Origin of the sequence: Ursidibacter arcticus, from assembly GCF_009761375.1 — a bacterium.
In the GTDB taxonomy this organism is placed as follows: Bacteria; Pseudomonadota; Gammaproteobacteria; order Enterobacterales; family Pasteurellaceae; genus Ursidibacter; species Ursidibacter arcticus.
In genome coordinates, this window is record NZ_LEKM01000221.1 from 32,116 (window position 1) to 47,349 (window position 15,234).

15 protein-coding genes are annotated in these 15,234 nt (G+C 35.3%); 9 read left to right on the forward strand and 6 right to left on the reverse strand.

From position 1 onward, the window contains the following. Positions 1-89 precede the first annotated feature (89 nt). From A1D25_RS10605 to A1D25_RS10615, 3 genes are all read left to right on the forward strand, one after another. A complete protein-coding gene (locus tag A1D25_RS10605; RefSeq protein ID WP_157395646.1) occupies positions 90-1,052 on the forward strand; it encodes a TAXI family TRAP transporter solute-binding subunit in 963 nt (320 codons plus the stop codon). Between the two features lie 141 nt (positions 1,053-1,193). Next, the gene (locus A1D25_RS10610) at positions 1,194-3,827 is read left to right on the forward strand and encodes a TRAP transporter permease (RefSeq protein ID WP_157395647.1); all 2,634 of its coding nucleotides are present in this window, start codon (positions 1,194-1,196) and stop codon (positions 3,825-3,827) included. A gap of 71 nt (positions 3,828-3,898) precedes the next feature. Next, positions 3,899-4,324, forward strand: coding sequence for a universal stress protein (locus A1D25_RS10615; RefSeq protein WP_157395648.1), 426 nt, complete (start codon positions 3,899-3,901; stop codon positions 4,322-4,324). 91 nt (positions 4,325-4,415) lie between these two features. On the opposite strand, the gene A1D25_RS10620 is transcribed toward A1D25_RS10615, so the two are convergent. The 5 genes from A1D25_RS10620 to A1D25_RS10640 all read right to left on the reverse strand — a co-directional run bounded on the left by A1D25_RS10620 (position 4,416) and on the right by A1D25_RS10640 (position 8,785). Then, a complete protein-coding gene (locus A1D25_RS10620) occupies positions 4,416-5,417 on the reverse strand; it encodes a DNA cytosine methyltransferase (protein ID WP_157395649.1) in 1,002 nt (333 codons plus the stop codon). A 1-nt stretch (position 5,418) separates the two neighbouring features. Continuing rightward, the gene (locus tag A1D25_RS10625; RefSeq protein WP_157395650.1) at positions 5,419-6,798 is read right to left on the reverse strand and encodes a protein NO VEIN domain-containing protein; all 1,380 of its coding nucleotides are present in this window, start codon (positions 6,796-6,798) and stop codon (positions 5,419-5,421) included. Positions 6,799-6,802: 4 nt separating this feature from the next. Then, on the reverse strand, positions 6,803-7,840 hold the full coding sequence (locus A1D25_RS10630; protein WP_157395651.1) for a DNA cytosine methyltransferase: 1,038 nt from the start codon (positions 7,838-7,840) through the stop codon (positions 6,803-6,805). 256 nt (positions 7,841-8,096) lie between these two features. Further along, positions 8,097-8,516 (reverse strand): type II toxin-antitoxin system VapC family toxin, encoded by a 420-nt coding sequence (locus A1D25_RS10635; RefSeq protein ID WP_157395652.1) that lies wholly within the window; start codon positions 8,514-8,516, stop codon positions 8,097-8,099. Between the two features lie 8 nt (positions 8,517-8,524). Next, positions 8,525-8,785 carry a type II toxin-antitoxin system prevent-host-death family antitoxin gene (locus A1D25_RS10640; protein ID WP_157395653.1) on the reverse strand — a complete coding sequence of 87 codons (261 nt, stop codon included), beginning with the start codon at positions 8,783-8,785 and terminating at the stop codon, positions 8,525-8,527. Positions 8,786-8,956: 171 nt separating this feature from the next. Here A1D25_RS10640 and fmt point away from each other — a divergent pair, with 171 nt between their 5' ends. Together fmt and znuA are read left to right on the forward strand one after the other, a co-directional pair. Continuing rightward, entirely contained in the window at positions 8,957-9,910 is a 954-nt protein-coding gene (fmt, locus tag A1D25_RS10645; RefSeq protein WP_157395698.1) for a methionyl-tRNA formyltransferase, read from the forward strand. Between the two features lie 126 nt (positions 9,911-10,036). After that, a complete protein-coding gene (znuA, locus tag A1D25_RS10650) occupies positions 10,037-10,993 on the forward strand; it encodes a zinc ABC transporter substrate-binding protein ZnuA (protein WP_157395654.1) in 957 nt (318 codons plus the stop codon). 140 nt (positions 10,994-11,133) lie between these two features. Here znuA and matP read toward each other — a convergent pair whose 3' ends face one another. Further along, on the reverse strand, positions 11,134-11,577 hold the full coding sequence (gene matP / locus A1D25_RS10655) for a macrodomain Ter protein MatP (RefSeq protein ID WP_157395655.1): 444 nt from the start codon (positions 11,575-11,577) through the stop codon (positions 11,134-11,136). Positions 11,578-11,687: 110 nt separating this feature from the next. On the opposite strand from matP, the gene A1D25_RS10660 reads away from it, so the two are divergent. From A1D25_RS10660 to A1D25_RS10675, 4 genes are all read left to right on the forward strand, one after another. Then, a complete protein-coding gene (locus A1D25_RS10660) occupies positions 11,688-13,328 on the forward strand; it encodes a S16 family serine protease (RefSeq protein ID WP_157395656.1) in 1,641 nt (546 codons plus the stop codon). Between the two features lie 113 nt (positions 13,329-13,441). Then, positions 13,442-13,972, forward strand: a complete 531-nt coding sequence (fabA, locus tag A1D25_RS10665) for a bifunctional 3-hydroxydecanoyl-ACP dehydratase/trans-2-decenoyl-ACP isomerase (RefSeq protein WP_157395657.1) — start codon at positions 13,442-13,444, stop codon at positions 13,970-13,972. Between the two features lie 87 nt (positions 13,973-14,059). Continuing rightward, positions 14,060-14,584 (forward strand): Type II secretory pathway, pseudopilin PulG, encoded by a 525-nt coding sequence (locus A1D25_RS10670; RefSeq protein ID WP_157395658.1) that lies wholly within the window; start codon positions 14,060-14,062, stop codon positions 14,582-14,584. Further along, positions 14,538-15,233: a prepilin-type N-terminal cleavage/methylation domain-containing protein gene (locus tag A1D25_RS10675; protein WP_157395659.1), complete on the forward strand. Its 696-nt coding sequence runs from the start codon at positions 14,538-14,540 to the stop codon at positions 15,231-15,233. The genes A1D25_RS10670 and A1D25_RS10675 overlap by 47 nt, the downstream gene beginning before the upstream one ends. Position 15,234 lies beyond the last annotated feature (1 nt).

Sequence of the window (15,234 nt, forward strand, 5' to 3'; positions counted from 1 at the left end):
TGTATATCTGTTACCTGTTATTGTTTTCTAACGATAATCAAATCATAACACAACATATTCTATTCTTTCCTGATAAGAGGATCCATTAGATGAAAAAATTATTAAAACTTTCTTTACTCGCAACACTTGCAACCACTGCAATCTCTGCTCAAGCAGAAGAGAAATTTATTACTATTGGTACAGGTGGTCAAACAGGTGTTTATTACGTTGTTGGTCAGTCTATTTGTCAATTAGTAAACCGCGATACTGCAAAAACACAAGTAAAATGTAATGCCCCTTCAACAGGTGGTTCAGTGGCTAACTTAAACTCAATTGCGGCTAAACAAATGGATATGGGGATTGCACAATCTGACTGGCAATTCCACGCTTACAACGGTTCAAGCTCTTTTGAAGGGAAGAAAAACGATAAATTGCGTGCTATTTTCTCTATTCACCCAGAGCCGTTTACCGTAATGGCTCGTACCGATGCCAAAATTGCGTCTTTTGATGATTTAAAAGGTAAACGTGTAAATGTGGGCGACCCTGGTTCAGGTACTCGTGCGACAATGAATGTGATTTTAAATGCAAAAGGTTGGACAGACAAAGAATTTAAAGTTGCGTCTGAATTAAAACCATCTGAAATGGCATCAGTAATGTGTGATAACAACTTAGATGCAATCACTTATAACGTTGGTCACCCAAATGGTGCATTAAAAGAAGCCGCAGCATCTTGTGATGCTCACTTAGTCCCAGTGACAGGCGAAGCAATTGATAAATTAGTTGCTGAAAACTCTTACTATGCAAAAGCAACTATTCCAGGTGGGTTATATAAAGGTACGGATAACCCTGTGGAAAGTTTCGGGGTATATGCGACTTTAGTAACTTCTACTGATGTTGAAGCAGATAAAGTTTATGCGGTAGTGAAAGCGGTATTTGATAACTTTGACCGTTTCAAACGTTTACACCCAGCATTCGAGAACTTAAAAGCAGAAGATATGGTGAAAAATGCGTTATCTGCACCATTACACGAAGGAGCAGAACGTTACTATAAAGAAAAAGGTTGGATTAAATAATTTTAGCCCTTTTATTTTTACAGGCAGGTCAGTTCCTGCCTTTTTCGGTTCAACATCACAAGCGGTTAGTTGCGTATAAAATTTTGCAAAATTTTTAAACTAACAGACCGCTTGTTTTCTCATTTTAGGAATATTTTATTTATGTCCGCACAAGAAAAGACCGCCAGTTACGATGATCTACAAGATATGGTTGCATCGAACGATTCAGGTGGGCGTAATCCTGCTGGATTAACCAAAAAGATTATCGTCGCAACGGCAATTTTATGGTCGTTATTCCAACTCTATTACACTTCACCGTTCCCATTCTGGTTACAAGAAGTGATTCGCAACTGGGGATTTGACCTCAATGTGGTAATTGATGACACCAAAGCTCGTTCAATTCACCTTGCCTTTGCAATGTTTTTAGCTTATCTCTCTTTCCCTGCGTTTGCCACTTCACCTAAACATCGAGTACCTTATCAAGACTGGCTATTTGCAACCTTAGGAGCATTTCTAGCTGCTTACTATATTTTCTTTTATGAAGGCTTAGTCACTCGCTTTGGGGCACCGAATATACAGGATATTATTGCAGGCTGTTTAGGGATTTTGCTGTTATTAGAAGCTTGTCGCCGTAGCCTTGGTTTGCCGTTGGTGATTATTGCCGTAGTCTTCCTACTTTATAACTATCTCGGGCAGTTCTTACCAACCAGTTGGATTATCAGCCACCGCTCAGGCTCACTTTCTCAAATTATTAACCAGCAGTGGATCACAACTGAAGGGGTATTTGGTGTCGCACTTGGTGTTTCAACAAAATATGTGTTCTTATTTGTGTTATTCGGTGCATTGCTAGACAAAGCTGGTGCGGGTAACTACTTTATTAAAACCGCTTTCGCTTACTTAGGGCATTTAAGTGGTGGGCCAGGTAAAGCTGCAGTGGTTTCTTCTGCTTTAACAGGGTTGGTCTCTGGCTCTTCGATTGCCAACGTAGTTACTACGGGGACATTTACCATTCCAATGATGAAACGTGTCGGCTTGAGTGCTGAAAAAGCAGGAGCTGTTGAAGTTGCATCATCAGTGAATGGTCAGATTATGCCACCTGTAATGGGGGCTGCAGCGTTTTTAATGATTGAGTACGTTAATATGCCATATAGCCAGTTAATTACTCACGCATTCTTACCTGCTCTGATTTCTTATATTGCCCTTGTCTATATTGTGCATTTAGAAGCTCAAAAAATGGGATTAAAAGGATTAGAGCGAGTTGAGCCAATTAGCCCTATTCTTGTTACCCTACTAAAAGTTGTAAGCTATATCTTAGCAGTTGTCGCTTTAGCAAGTGCTGTTTACTATGGCTTAGGTTGGATCAAAACCGTTACACCTGATTTTGCATTCTTAATTGTCTGTGTATTATTAGCAGTGGCATACCTCGCGTTAATTAAGCGTGTGGCAAGTTTCCCTGATTTAGAAATGGACGATCCGAATTCACAAGTTGCAAAATTACCATATCGCAAACCAACAGTGAATGCAGGATTACATTACCTTCTTCCTGTTGTTGTGTTAATGTGGTGTTTAATGGTTGAGCAAATGTCACCAGGGCTATCTGCCTTCTGGGGAACGGCTGCTCTTTCTGTTATTTTAGTCACTCAACGCCCACTATTAAGTTTCTTCCGTCAAGATCAGGGCAATAAAACTGCATTGTTCAAACAAGGTGTACAAGAACTGGTAGATGGTTTAGAGTCTGGTGCTCGCAATATGATCGGCATTGGTATTGCAACCGCAACCGCAGGTATTATTGTGGGTGCAGTGTCATTAACAGGTTTTGGCGTACAACTTTCGGGCATTATTGAAATGCTTTCAATGGGTAACATTTTGTTGATGTTAATCCTTGTGGCAATTTTCAGTTTAATTCTTGGAATGGGCTTACCAACCACCGCAAACTATATTGTCGTATCTTCTTTAATGGCATTAGTTATTGTTGAAGTAGGTAAACAAAATGGTCTAATCGTACCGCTTATTGCTGTTCACCTTTTTGTCTTCTATTTCGGCATTATGGCAGACGTAACCCCACCTGTTGGCTTAGCCTCTTTTGCTGCTGCGGCAATTTCAGGCGGTAGCCCAATCAAAACAGGGGTTCAAGCGTTCTATTACAGTTTAAGAACCGCTATTTTGCCATTCCTATTTATTTTCAATACCGATTTATTGTTAATTGATGTAGGTTGGGCGAAAGGTATTTTGGTCTTCTTGAGTGCGACTATTGGTATCTTGATTTTTACTTCAGCAACAATGAACTATTTCTTAGTGAAAAATAAACTGTGGGAAAGTCTCGTACTTATTTTTGCAGCCTTTGTATTATTCAGACCAGGGTTCTTTATGGAGCATATTTCACCAACTGCTCGCCATATTGAGCCTGCAAAAATGGTTGAAGAAATTGCGAAAACGCCAGTGGGGCAACATTTAACCATTAAAGTGGCGGGTGTAAACCCATACGGCAAACCAATCGAATTTTACTCACAGCTCACTGTACCACAGGGCGATAGTGGTGAAGATCGAATTAAAGCACTTGGTTTAACGTTACTGGATACAGGCGAGAAAATTGAGATTGACGGTAAAGCATCACCGAAAATTATTATTGATAATGTCGAGCTTGAGTCCCCAGCCGCTAAAGTCGGCTTAAATTGGGATCAAACCATTCTTGATGTTGCCTTGCCACAAAGCTCATTACCAAAAGAGTTGATGTTTATTCCTGCATTGTTACTTATTTTAGGTGTTGCGTGGAATCAACGTCGTCGTAAACCTTAACTATAAAACTAAAGCGGTGAGATGATTGGAAAATTTTGCAAGAATCTGACCGCTTATTAAAGGAAATCAATATGTATAATAAACTCTTAATTGCGATTGATTTAAGTGATTTGAAAAGTGCCAAATTTGTCGTAGATACTGCATTAAAAATTACCGCAAATAATCCTGATGCGATTTATCGTGTTGTTACCATTATTGAGCCGATTGATGATAGTTTTATCTCCGCATTCTTACCTAAGAACTTTGATAAATCTGTGATTGAAGAAGCGAATAAAGCCTTACACGAATTTACTCAAACACATTTCCCAGCAGGTTCGAAAGTACAACACATCGTCGCTCACGGTACAATCTATGAAGAAATTAACCGTATTGCTGAAGAGAAATCGGTTGATCTGATTGTGATGTTAGCAAGTAGTAAACCAAAAGCGAAAGGTTTAAGTTCAAATACGGTTAAAGTTGCACGCAATAGCGATAAGCCAATTTTGATTTTGCGTTAGGCAATCAATACAAGCGGTAGGGTTTTAAGGTATTTTTGCAATTTGCAAAATCCTTTCGCTATCTAACCGCTTGTTGTTCAATCAATTTTGTTCAGTACGCCACATTACTCGCTAAAACTAAATCCCCTAATTCTTTTGCGATATGCCACATTAGGACTGGGGGGATGGCATTTCCGATTTGCTTATAAGCCTGAATATCACTGACTGGAAATACAAAGTTATCAGGAAAAGATTGAATACTTGCAGCTTCTTTAGGGGTAAATCTTCGATAGATCTCTTTAGATGGGTCAACCAGTAAAACGGGATCTCTAGAATTTAAGCTTGCTTTGGATAAATGCGAAGTGATTGTTAGGCATTGTCCTTCTAAATCTTGCCACACGCCACGCTTCATATTATTTTTAGCATTTTTCATTCCTTGAACCGCTTTTTCTGAAAAATAATACTTTTGCTCATCAATGGTTAAACTGGGAATTACATTTTTAAGAGCGACCCACTTTTCTGTATACAATTCTGCATTTTCAGAATGCGTTTCGTTAGGAAATTTAAAAGTTAAATTTAAATCTTTTCTTACACCGACAATAAAAATACGTTCACGTTTTTGTGGAATGCCAAAATTAGAAGCAAGCAATAATTTAAATTCAACTTGATAGCCCACACTTTCAAACTCAGTTAAAATTTTCTTCAAAATTTCACCTTTTTGCAAAGTCATTAAACCTTTTACATTTTCACAAATAAAAATTTTTGGTTGTTTTATTTTTAAAATTTTTACTAGTTGTTTATATAAATTAGCTCGTTCATCATTGGTGTCTTTTGTTGGATTAATCGTACTAAATGATTGACAAGGAAATCCACCTAGCAATACATCAAAATCAGATAAATGTTCAATTTCTACATCTTTTATATCCCCACAAATAGCAGGGTGTTTAAAGTTTTGGTTGTATGTTTTAACTGCAAACTTATCAATATCTAAAGCATAATTAATTTCAAATGGTAATTCATTATAATACTTTCCTAAATAATCAAAATCGCCAATAATCCCTAAATCAGATCCACCACAACCACAAAAAAAAGATGCTACTTTTAGTTTTTTCATTTTAATACTCTAAATCAATACCTGCTGAATTAAAATCCATTCTATACATTGTTGGGATAACTTGGATTATATTTTTCTCATTTTTATCAAAAGGATTATTTATCTTTCTTACCACTACCTTGCCAAGAGTAAAATAAACTCGATAAATATTGTAAGCATCACGATATTGCTTAGCGGCTATCCACTCCTTTCTTGTCAAATTAACAGTATCTAGCCAGCTTAAATCTTTTAAGTCTGGCTCTGTAATGCGAGTAGTGGATTTAACTTCGATAAATCTTGCAAATTCAGGATCTTCTTTATTTTCTGCTGCATCCACAGAAAGGATATCATAGCCCAATCCACGTTGTTTACCGACTAGCTGAATTTTATTCACCAGTCTAGGGTGTGTTTTTGCAACACGCTCTTTCTCTAAATTGAAGATAAATTCTTCGCCTTGATCACCTAAAGCAGTAGTGCTAATTTTCTTATCTGCATTTTTCTGCTGAGATTCCTGATAAAACAATGTGGTTGCTAATATCTCAGGATTTTTCACTGCAATTTGTGAGAAATATTCTGACCAATCTGAATACATTTTTAATTTTTGATACTCATTACCTAAATCATAAGAATAGATATCAAAAGACAATGGCTTATCCAATTCTTCAATAAATAATTTTATTACACTTCTTTCGTTGTTATTTAATAAAATGTAATTATTATCCATAATAATCAGGTTTGCTAATTCTAATAAATTTAATTGTTCTCTAATATGTTGAGTATGTCTTGAACCATTACCTAATCTTTTAATTATGCCGTTATTTCTGTCAATTTTTATTACGTTCAATACCGTTCTTGTAGTAATCTCTCCTTGCAATACTTCTTGAGCATTAAGTACATAATAACCAATTTCATCTTTAGTTAATTTTATATTTTCAGTTTGAGCTAGATCTAAAAGGGAAATGATAAAATGAAATGGTTTAAATTTAATTTTGTTTTTCAATCTATCAATTATAGTTTGAATTTTTTGTGTTCCATTTGGAAATTGAAAATTCAAACATAGATTTTTGAAGAAAGCTGGTTGATCATTGTCTTCAAGTAATTTTGCATTGCTATGTCCTTCATAGACCAAGCCATCTTTTTCAAAATACAAACCAAATAATTTTCCTGCAATTTCAGTAATATGGTTTCTAATTGTTTTTTTGTGAGCTTCATTTAATGATAAAAAATCTTTACCATAGATCACATTTGATAATCTATCATTAAAAATTTTATCAAAATCATGTTTTAAACAAGGGCAAATTTCTGCAATCATACTAGCATAAGCAGGTAGTAAATTATCTAATTCTTTTTGCGCTTTACCACGAATAATTGTACATCGATACTGAATGTCAGGATTAAACATAATTTTACTCCATATATTTTAGAATATGCTTTGCAAGTGTTTTTGCCAACATTGGTGGAACTGCATTGCCTACTTGTCTTAATTGACTGGTTTTCGTACCAAGAAAAATAAAATCATCGGGAAATGACTGTATTCTGGCACTTTCTCGTACCGTTGGCACACGATTAAACTGGTAATGAAAATGATGATTGTGTCCCGTATCAATCGTAAAACTTGGTTTTTGGCTATTCAATCTTGTCCACGCAATGTTTACATTTCTTGTTTTTCTGAATTCTTCAGGTAGATCTTTATAATTACCGCCGTCAGGCACTAAAGAAATAATGCTTACGGTTTTTTCGGTATGTTGTGTTATTTGGTGATTAAATAAACCTTTGCTTTTTTCTCGCATTTTATTTTGATAATCACTTGATGCAGAAAGCGGATAATTTCCCCCATCATCTACCGAATAATCAGGCAAATCAGAAATTGCTTCAAAAGCGGTTGTTTTTGTGGTTGTTAATGCAATTGGAAACTCAAAATTGCACGCTTTTTTAAAACCAACAAAAAATGCTCTGCGACGATTTTGTGGTACACCAAAATCCGATGCCATCAGAATTTGAGAATGAACGTAATAGCCCAATTTCTCAAAATCTTGCGTAATTTGCTCTTTAATAATTCCTTTTCCCATTGACATCATATTTGGCACATTTTCCATTAAAAAGGCTTTAGGCTGATAAAATTCCACAAACTCTACAAATGATTTATAAAGCTGGTTTCGTTCATCATCAATCATTCGCTTACCAGCAATGGAAAAGCCTTGGCAAGGAGGACCGCCAATAATTACATCAACGGATTTTAATCCTGTTTTCTCCGCAATTTCTTGAGGTTTTGTCGTAAAAAGATTTTCTACAATACCTTGTGCATTGGTATGTGTTGCATTAAACGTTTTGATGGCATCATTCCACGAGTCTATGCCTAACTTAACATCGAAGCCAGCTTGTATAAAACCCAACGACAAGCCCCCACAGCCACAAAATAAGTCTAAAACGGTTGGTCTATTCATTTTTTATTTTAAATTAGTCAAGATAAAAAGTCGGTAAAGTATAGCAAAAATATACCTTTTTGTTGTGTGAATCAAACTGCTCTAACAATGGACAGGCTAGGTCTGCTTGCCAAACATATAATCCATCCAAATTCTAATTAGCTCTAATTTATTCTTGAAGGAAAATTCTTTATTAATGGACTTAAATGGTTTTTTAGAAACAAATTTGTCTATTACACAAAAAAACTTGTTTACTCACCGCTTGTATTCAATCAATTTACACTTCAAACGGATTAAACAACTTTACGCCTGTACGTATAAAATCAGCCGAATTTCGAGTAACGAGAGTTAAATTATGTTGAATAGCACTGGCGGCAATCCAAGCATCGTTTTCAGGAGCGTGATCAGGAATATGTAATTTGGCACAGATCTCTGCTGTTTTTTCGTCTATTTTAAGGATTTTACTGTGAAATGTCGGTAAAACGACATTATCGAACCAAGTTCTCAAAACAGCACCTTGGCGAAAATCCTTATATTCTTTCGCCAGAATACCTCGTTCAATTTCCATTAGCACAATAGCATTGATAAAAATATCTTGTTCTGAGATTATTGAAAACCACGCAACAAAATTAGGGTTTGCTTTACCTTGTTTGATTTTGCGAACTTCACTGACTACATTTGTATCAAGTAAGTACATTTTTACCCCTAATCTTCTAAATCAATAGGACGGCGTTGCCCACGACTGCGTGGTTGCAATTCAAGCTCAATATCTTCATCATCAATAGGCAATAAAGCATCTAAAGCAGAACGAAATGGTTTTGTCTGTTGTGCTTTTTCATACTCACTATATGTCATTAACACAAATGCGGGTGCTCCACGATTCGTAATGATCACAGGCTCAATCATCGCTGCTTTTTGAGCTTGACTAGAACGTTGATTAAATTCACGACAGGTCATAATTGGCATTTTGTTCTCTCCCTAATATTGTAGTTAAGTAGATACAATATTACTTCTATTGATAAAATAGAGCAAGCATAAAAATTGAACATTATTTAATTGCCTAATTTGTTTCAACGTTAAAGCCATTTTTACGTTACAATAATGTCATTCGACAAAATGACATTTTTATTATCAACGATGAAAAAACTTAACATTATCTTTGCAGGCACGCCTGATTTTGCTGCAACTCATTTACAAGCATTACTTAACTCGCAACATAACGTTATTGCTGTTTATACTCAGCCAGATAAGCCCGCAGGACGTGGAAAAAAATTGCAAGCAAGCCCTGTAAAACAGTTGGCTGAACAGCATAATATTCCTGTTTATCAACCTAAATCTCTGCGTAAAGAAGAGGCTCAAGCAGAGTTACAAGCACTCAATGCCGATGTAATGGTTGTAGTGGCTTACGGGCTTATTTTGCCTGAAGCAGTGCTTAACGCTCCTAAATACGGTTGTTTAAACGTTCACGGTTCACTCCTTCCACGTTGGCGTGGTGCAGCTCCAATTCAGCGTGCTATTTGGGCAGGCGATAACGAAACAGGTATTACCATTATGCAAATGGATATCGGACTGGATACAGGCGATATGCTCTATAAAGTAACAACTCCAATTACACCAACAGAAACATCTGCGACACTTTATGCCAAGCTCGCCGAATTAGCACCGCCTGCACTGATTGAAGTATTAAATGGCTTAGAAAATGGTCAGTTTAGCCCTGAAAAACAACAAGATGAGTTAGCAAACTATGCGGAAAAATTAACAAAAGAAGAAGCAAAACTAGACTGGAATCTTACCGCTTGTCAGTTAGAGCGTAACATTCGAGCTTTCAATCCCGCACCTATTGCTTATTTGACATTAGTGCGAGAAGGCGTGGAAGAACGCATTAAAATTTATCAAGCAAACGTACTTCCACATCAAGCCAAAACAGCAGGAACGATTTTAGCTGTTGATAAAAATGGAATTCAAATTGCCACTCAAGAGGGCGTATTAAATATCACACAGCTACAACCCGCAGGAAAAAAACCGATGTTTATTCAAGACTTTTTAAATGGGCGGAGTGATTGGTTTACTGTTGGAGAGTTACTGGAATAAGAACTCCTTAATTTAACGAATTATTATTAAAAATTAGCAATTCTAAATAACCATAAAAAAATTATAGAAATATTATAAAATTCTGCTAAGATCGGATCGTCAATAAACATAAAGGAGACAAATAAAATGTTTAAACGAACTGCTCTTAGCGTTGCTTTATTAAGTGTTACGGCAGCTGCAAATGCTGATGTCCTTACAACAATAAAACCTTTAGGTTTCATTGCCAGTGCAATTACAGACGGGGTAACTGAAACAAAAGTTCTACTGCCTACCAGTGCATCTCCACACGATTACAGCCTAAAACCTTCAGATGTTGAAAAGCTAAAATCCGCAAATTTAGTGGTTTGGGTTGGCGAAGAAATGGAGGCTTTCTTAGAAAAGAGTGTAGATAATTTATCCAAAGAAAAGGTACTCACCTTGGGAGATGTTGAAGACATTAAACATATCGTAGAGCATGCAAAAGAAGAGAAAGAAGATCATCACGACCACGATCATAAGCACGAACATAAACACGATCATAAACATGAACACAATCACTCTCACGGACATGATCATCACCATGATCATGATGAAGATTGGCATATTTGGCTTTCACCAGTAGCAAGTGAGAAAATTGCGGAGCAGATTGCAATGCGTTTAAGCCAACATATGCCTGAACAAAAAGCTAAAATTGAAGAAAATTTAGCAAGTTTTAAAGTTGCATTAAACGTAAAAAGCACAGAAATTGCTAAACAATTTACGAATGTAAAAGAAAAAGGATACTACACTTTCCATGATGCTTATGGTTATTTTGAAAAAGCCTACGGTTTAAACTCTCTTGGTTCATTTACGATCAATCCGACCATCGCTCCAGGGGCCAAAACGTTAAATACAATCAAGAAAAGTATTGCTAAGAATAAGGCAATTTGTTTATTTGCAGAGCCACAATTTACTCCAAAAGTTATTGAAAGCTTGAGTAAAGGGACATCTGCGAAAGTTGGACAATTAGATCCGCTTGGTGCAAAAGTTGAACTAGGAAAAGATGCTTATCCACAATTCTTACAATCACTTGCGGATCAATTTAGTGAATGTTTAGGTAAATAAACTGTAGAAGATTAAACCTAATCCGACATAGTTTCTCATTTAGGATCTAGTTGTATTTTGGGGTGGCTTTCCATTAAATTAGTTTATATGTTATAGCTACATATTTACCAAGAAGTAAGTAAAGGGATAATATCCCTTGCTTACTTCAACAACGATTTCAAATTTGCTTTCATTTTAGTGAGTTGTTCCGCATAAATCGCTTTATTTTCAAGCTCATCAATTAAGTAATGAATCGTTTCTGATAAAGTCATTCCCATATCAGTGGACTGTTTGGATAGTCTCAGCCAGCTTGCATAGTCTAAATCAATGGATTTCTTGCGTGTCGATTGCTTCTCGGCATTAAAAAAGCGTTTACGTCTTGCACGAATAGATTGACGCATTTTTTTGCGTTGCTCGGAAGTCATTTCAGCCTTAATCCATTGCTCGATTTCTTCTGGTTCTTGTAATGTAGTCAGCAGTTGGACTTTTAATTCGATCAGCGTTTGCTCCGTATGTTTGGTAATGTTTTCGCCTTCTCGATGCTTTTTAAGTAGATATTTCCATTTCCAATTGGCTTCTTGAATTTCTAGTTTCTGATATCTCATTTTGCCTCCGAATACATAGTCGATGAAATTTCCAAAATCAAGCGACTATGTTGTGAAGTATAGCTGAATTCTAGGTATAATGGGGCAAATTTCTATAATGAGGCAATCTTGTGCAGTTCTCTCCGATTAAATGGCAATCACTAAATATTGAATATTCATTTTCAGATAAGTATAGCCCTATCAGTTTTTTTGATTTTCAGAAAAATGCTCAAAATGCAATACAGCAATTTGGCTTAGCTGATACAGGCACTTGTTTAATTCTAAAAACAGAAACACTTCCTGAATTTTTAACAGAGATAAATAGTTTCTTAGCTAAACAGCATATTCAGGTAACGATTAAAAATGAGTTTAATCGTAATAGTTTATTTGGATATTATTTTTATTTAGAGAAAGAAAATCGTATTGAAAATGTAGAAGGGATTTTACAGACGCTAGAGAATGGCGTTTTACTACTCAATATCAATATGCTATTACTTGATCTCACTCAATGGGATAAGTTAAAGCAAGCACTGCTGTTCAAACATTATGAACCCTGTATGGTTAATGCCATCCCTAAAGCACAGCCAACCGTTCAAGCGGAATTTAAACTGATTTTAGTGGGTAGCCGAGATGATATTGCAACACTCTACGCTTATGATAATTCGCTATATCAATTCTGCCAATATGCAGAAATAGAATCTTATCTTACCGTTTTAGAGCCAATACAAATCGAACAATGGGGCAATTATGTGCAAACTTTTACTCAAAAACTATTGAGTAAGCGTTTCTCACATAAAGCACTTAACCAATTACTTCGCCACTATATTCGTGAAAGTGAAAATCAGAAACTCATTTCAATTTCACCTACATTGTTGAAAAAACATATTTTGGCAATCGCGACTTTTTATCCAAACCAAAATGAATTTGCTGATATTCAAGATTATTTAACTACATTAGAACAGCAATCCGCAGTTTTAAATCAATATGTACTACAAGATATTTTAGATAACCAGCTTTATATCGAAACAGAAGATGAAGTTGTTGGACAAATAAATGCACTCTCCGTTGTTGAGTTTGATGGTGTACCTTACGCTTTCGGCGAGCCATTGCGTATTAGCTGTAATATTCAGTATGGCGATGGTGAAATTCAGGATATTGAACGTAAAGTTGAGCTTGGAGGCAACATTCACTCTAAAGGAATAATGATTGCAGAATCCTGTTTAGCAAATTTACTTGAATTTCCAACTCAGTTACCATTTTCTGCCTCTCTTGCATTTGAACAATCTTACGGAGAAGTCGATGGCGATAGCTCATCATTAGCGATCTTCTGCGTCCTCATCAGTGCTTTGACAAAGTTACCTTTACCACAATCTCTGGCAGTAACGGGAGCAATTGACCAATTTGGAAATGTTCTCAGCGTTGGCGGTGTAAACCAAAAAATTGAAGGCTTTTTTAATATTTGCCAAGCTAGAGAATTAACTGGCAAACAAGGCGTGATTATTCCAAGTGTTTGCTTATCTCATTTGAGTTTAAAACCCGAAGTACTCGCTGCAATTAAAGAACAGCGGTTTCATATATGGACGGTAGAAAATGTGTCTGAAGCGATTCAAATTTTACTACAATACGCATTTTATGATGAAGATCTCCCCGAAGACAGTGAGCAATCGTCAATCTATGCTTTAGTTCATCAACAGATTGAAAATAATCAGAGTGAAGGAACAAGCGGTTCGATTCTACAAAAACTTTGCAAAGTATTTTTTAAAGCTCGCTAACTGATCCGACAAGTCAGCTTACAACTGTACGCTATTTTATAACTCTGTTACTATGATGGTATATAAACTGCCTAATATAATAGGCTTCTACCCATCTATTACAGGAAAAAATAATGAACAGTTGTACACCTAACATCAAATCTAGCTATGATTATCAAGATTTACTCGCATCAGGTCGTGGTGAATTATTCGGTGCAGAAGGGCCACAGTTACCTGCACCAACAATGCTAATGATGGATAGAATTACCAAAATGACACAAGATGAAGGCTTATTTGAGAAAGGTTATATTGAAGCGGAATTAGATATTCACCCAGATTTACCTTTCTTTGGTTGCCATTTTATTGGCGATCCTGTGATGCCTGGTTGTTTAGGCTTAGATGCAATGTGGCAACTTGTTGGATTTTATCTCGGTTGGATCGGTGGTAAAGGTAAAGGGCGTGCATTAGGTGTTGGTGAAGTAAAATTCACAGGGCAAATTTTACCAACAGCGAAAAAAGTAATTTATCGCATCAATATGAAACGAGTAATCAACCGTAAATTAGTAATGGGTGTTGCTGATGGCGAAGTAGAAGTAGATGGTAAAGTTATTTATACCGCAACAGATCTTAAAGTAGGCTTATTCCAAGATACTAGCTCATTCTAATTTTTCGATCTCGATCGCAAAATTTGATTAAGCGACTATACAAATTGATATTTTGACTTAATATCTCCCTATCTTTTGGGAGATATTATGTATAGAGCATTCACAATTATTGAATTATTCACTACCCTAGCAATTTCAATTATTGCTATCTATTTTATTTCCCCTATATTTTTCAAAATACAAGATTACTTTATTTTAAACAATCATATTAACCAAATTAGATCATTCTTCTATCAAGTTCAAACACAAGCTTATTATTCTAAACGGAATTATTCATTTACTATTCATTCGGATAAACAAGATTGGTGCATTATTGCATCGGAGAAAGTCGATGATAAAAAGAAATTAAGCTGTGATTGTTTAAACCTTTCTAGCTGTGATATTTCAGGAAATTATTTAATATATAAGCATAAACATTACGGTGTGAATTTTAGAAGTAAAAGTTTATATCCCAAAACATTTATCAATTTAGATGGTAAATCAGGTCGGGTGGAATCAAAATGTTTAGGGGTATCAATTAACAAATTAAGTGAAACATTACATTTTGAACAAAATGGAGTAGTAAATGTTATTCAGAAAAATAAAAGATCGAATTGTAATACGAACTTATAGTGCCTTTACGCTTATTGAAATACTAGTTGTACTCTTTATTGGAACAATTATCTTATTCTCTATTGCTAACTTACTAAATCATTTTTACGTTAATCAATATAGACAAGAGAAATTATTTAACTTACAAAAACAGTCTCATCAAATTATCAATTATTTGCAACAAAACATACAACATCTTGCTTATCAAGGTGATTATCGAGAGCAATCTAATTTTGAGTTATTCTCTGATAATGATCAACATTATTTCTTAAATAAACAGTGCTTTGCTTTTTTCTATGATCTCAATGGTGATGGTTGCATTGGTAATAGAAATAAAAAGCAAAGTTGCATTATAAATCAATTAAATAACACAAAAGAGATGAGTAAAGAATTCTTTGGTTTCAAATTCGAAAATAATATGGTTTATGTATTTGAAGATAAAAATATAGATAGTTGTCATAATAGTGAATGTAAAGATTATTTATTTAATTGTCAAAAAGGAAATTGGCGTAAGATGTCTGATCTAGCTGATTATTTCGTGGAAAAACTTAACTTTAGTTGGAAGAATAAAGATCATTTAATACATATCCACCTTATTACAGCTAATGCTAATGACCCTAAAATAAAATATGAACTTAATAGCTATATTCATATACTAAATGGGAAATAAA

Excerpts from the sequence above, each read along its gene's own strand:
- A1D25_RS10675 (WP_157395659.1), top strand. The coding sequence starts at position 14,538 with ATGTTATTCAGAAAAATAAAAGATCGAATTGTAATACGAACTTATAGT.
- fabA (WP_157395657.1), top strand. The coding sequence starts at position 13,442 with ATGAACAGTTGTACACCTAACATCAAATCTAGCTATGATTATCAAGAT.
- fmt (WP_157395698.1), top strand. The coding sequence starts at position 8,957 with ATGAAAAAACTTAACATTATCTTTGCAGGCACGCCTGATTTTGCTGCA.
- matP (WP_157395655.1), bottom strand. The coding sequence starts at position 11,577 with ATGAGATATCAGAAACTAGAAATTCAAGAAGCCAATTGGAAATGGAAA.
- A1D25_RS10630 (WP_157395651.1), bottom strand. The coding sequence starts at position 7,840 with ATGAATAGACCAACCGTTTTAGACTTATTTTGTGGCTGTGGGGGCTTG.
- znuA (WP_157395654.1), top strand. The coding sequence starts at position 10,037 with ATGTTTAAACGAACTGCTCTTAGCGTTGCTTTATTAAGTGTTACGGCA.
- A1D25_RS10625 (WP_157395650.1), bottom strand. The coding sequence starts at position 6,798 with ATGTTTAATCCTGACATTCAGTATCGATGTACAATTATTCGTGGTAAA.
- A1D25_RS10635 (WP_157395652.1), bottom strand. The coding sequence starts at position 8,516 with ATGTACTTACTTGATACAAATGTAGTCAGTGAAGTTCGCAAAATCAAA.
- A1D25_RS10640 (WP_157395653.1), bottom strand. The coding sequence starts at position 8,785 with ATGCCAATTATGACCTGTCGTGAATTTAATCAACGTTCTAGTCAAGCT.
- A1D25_RS10670 (WP_157395658.1), top strand. The coding sequence starts at position 14,060 with ATGTATAGAGCATTCACAATTATTGAATTATTCACTACCCTAGCAATT.
- A1D25_RS10615 (WP_157395648.1), top strand. The coding sequence starts at position 3,899 with ATGTATAATAAACTCTTAATTGCGATTGATTTAAGTGATTTGAAAAGT.
- A1D25_RS10605 (WP_157395646.1), top strand. The coding sequence starts at position 90 with ATGAAAAAATTATTAAAACTTTCTTTACTCGCAACACTTGCAACCACT.
- A1D25_RS10620 (WP_157395649.1), bottom strand. The coding sequence starts at position 5,417 with ATGAAAAAACTAAAAGTAGCATCTTTTTTTTGTGGTTGTGGTGGATCT.
- A1D25_RS10610 (WP_157395647.1), top strand. The coding sequence starts at position 1,194 with ATGTCCGCACAAGAAAAGACCGCCAGTTACGATGATCTACAAGATATG.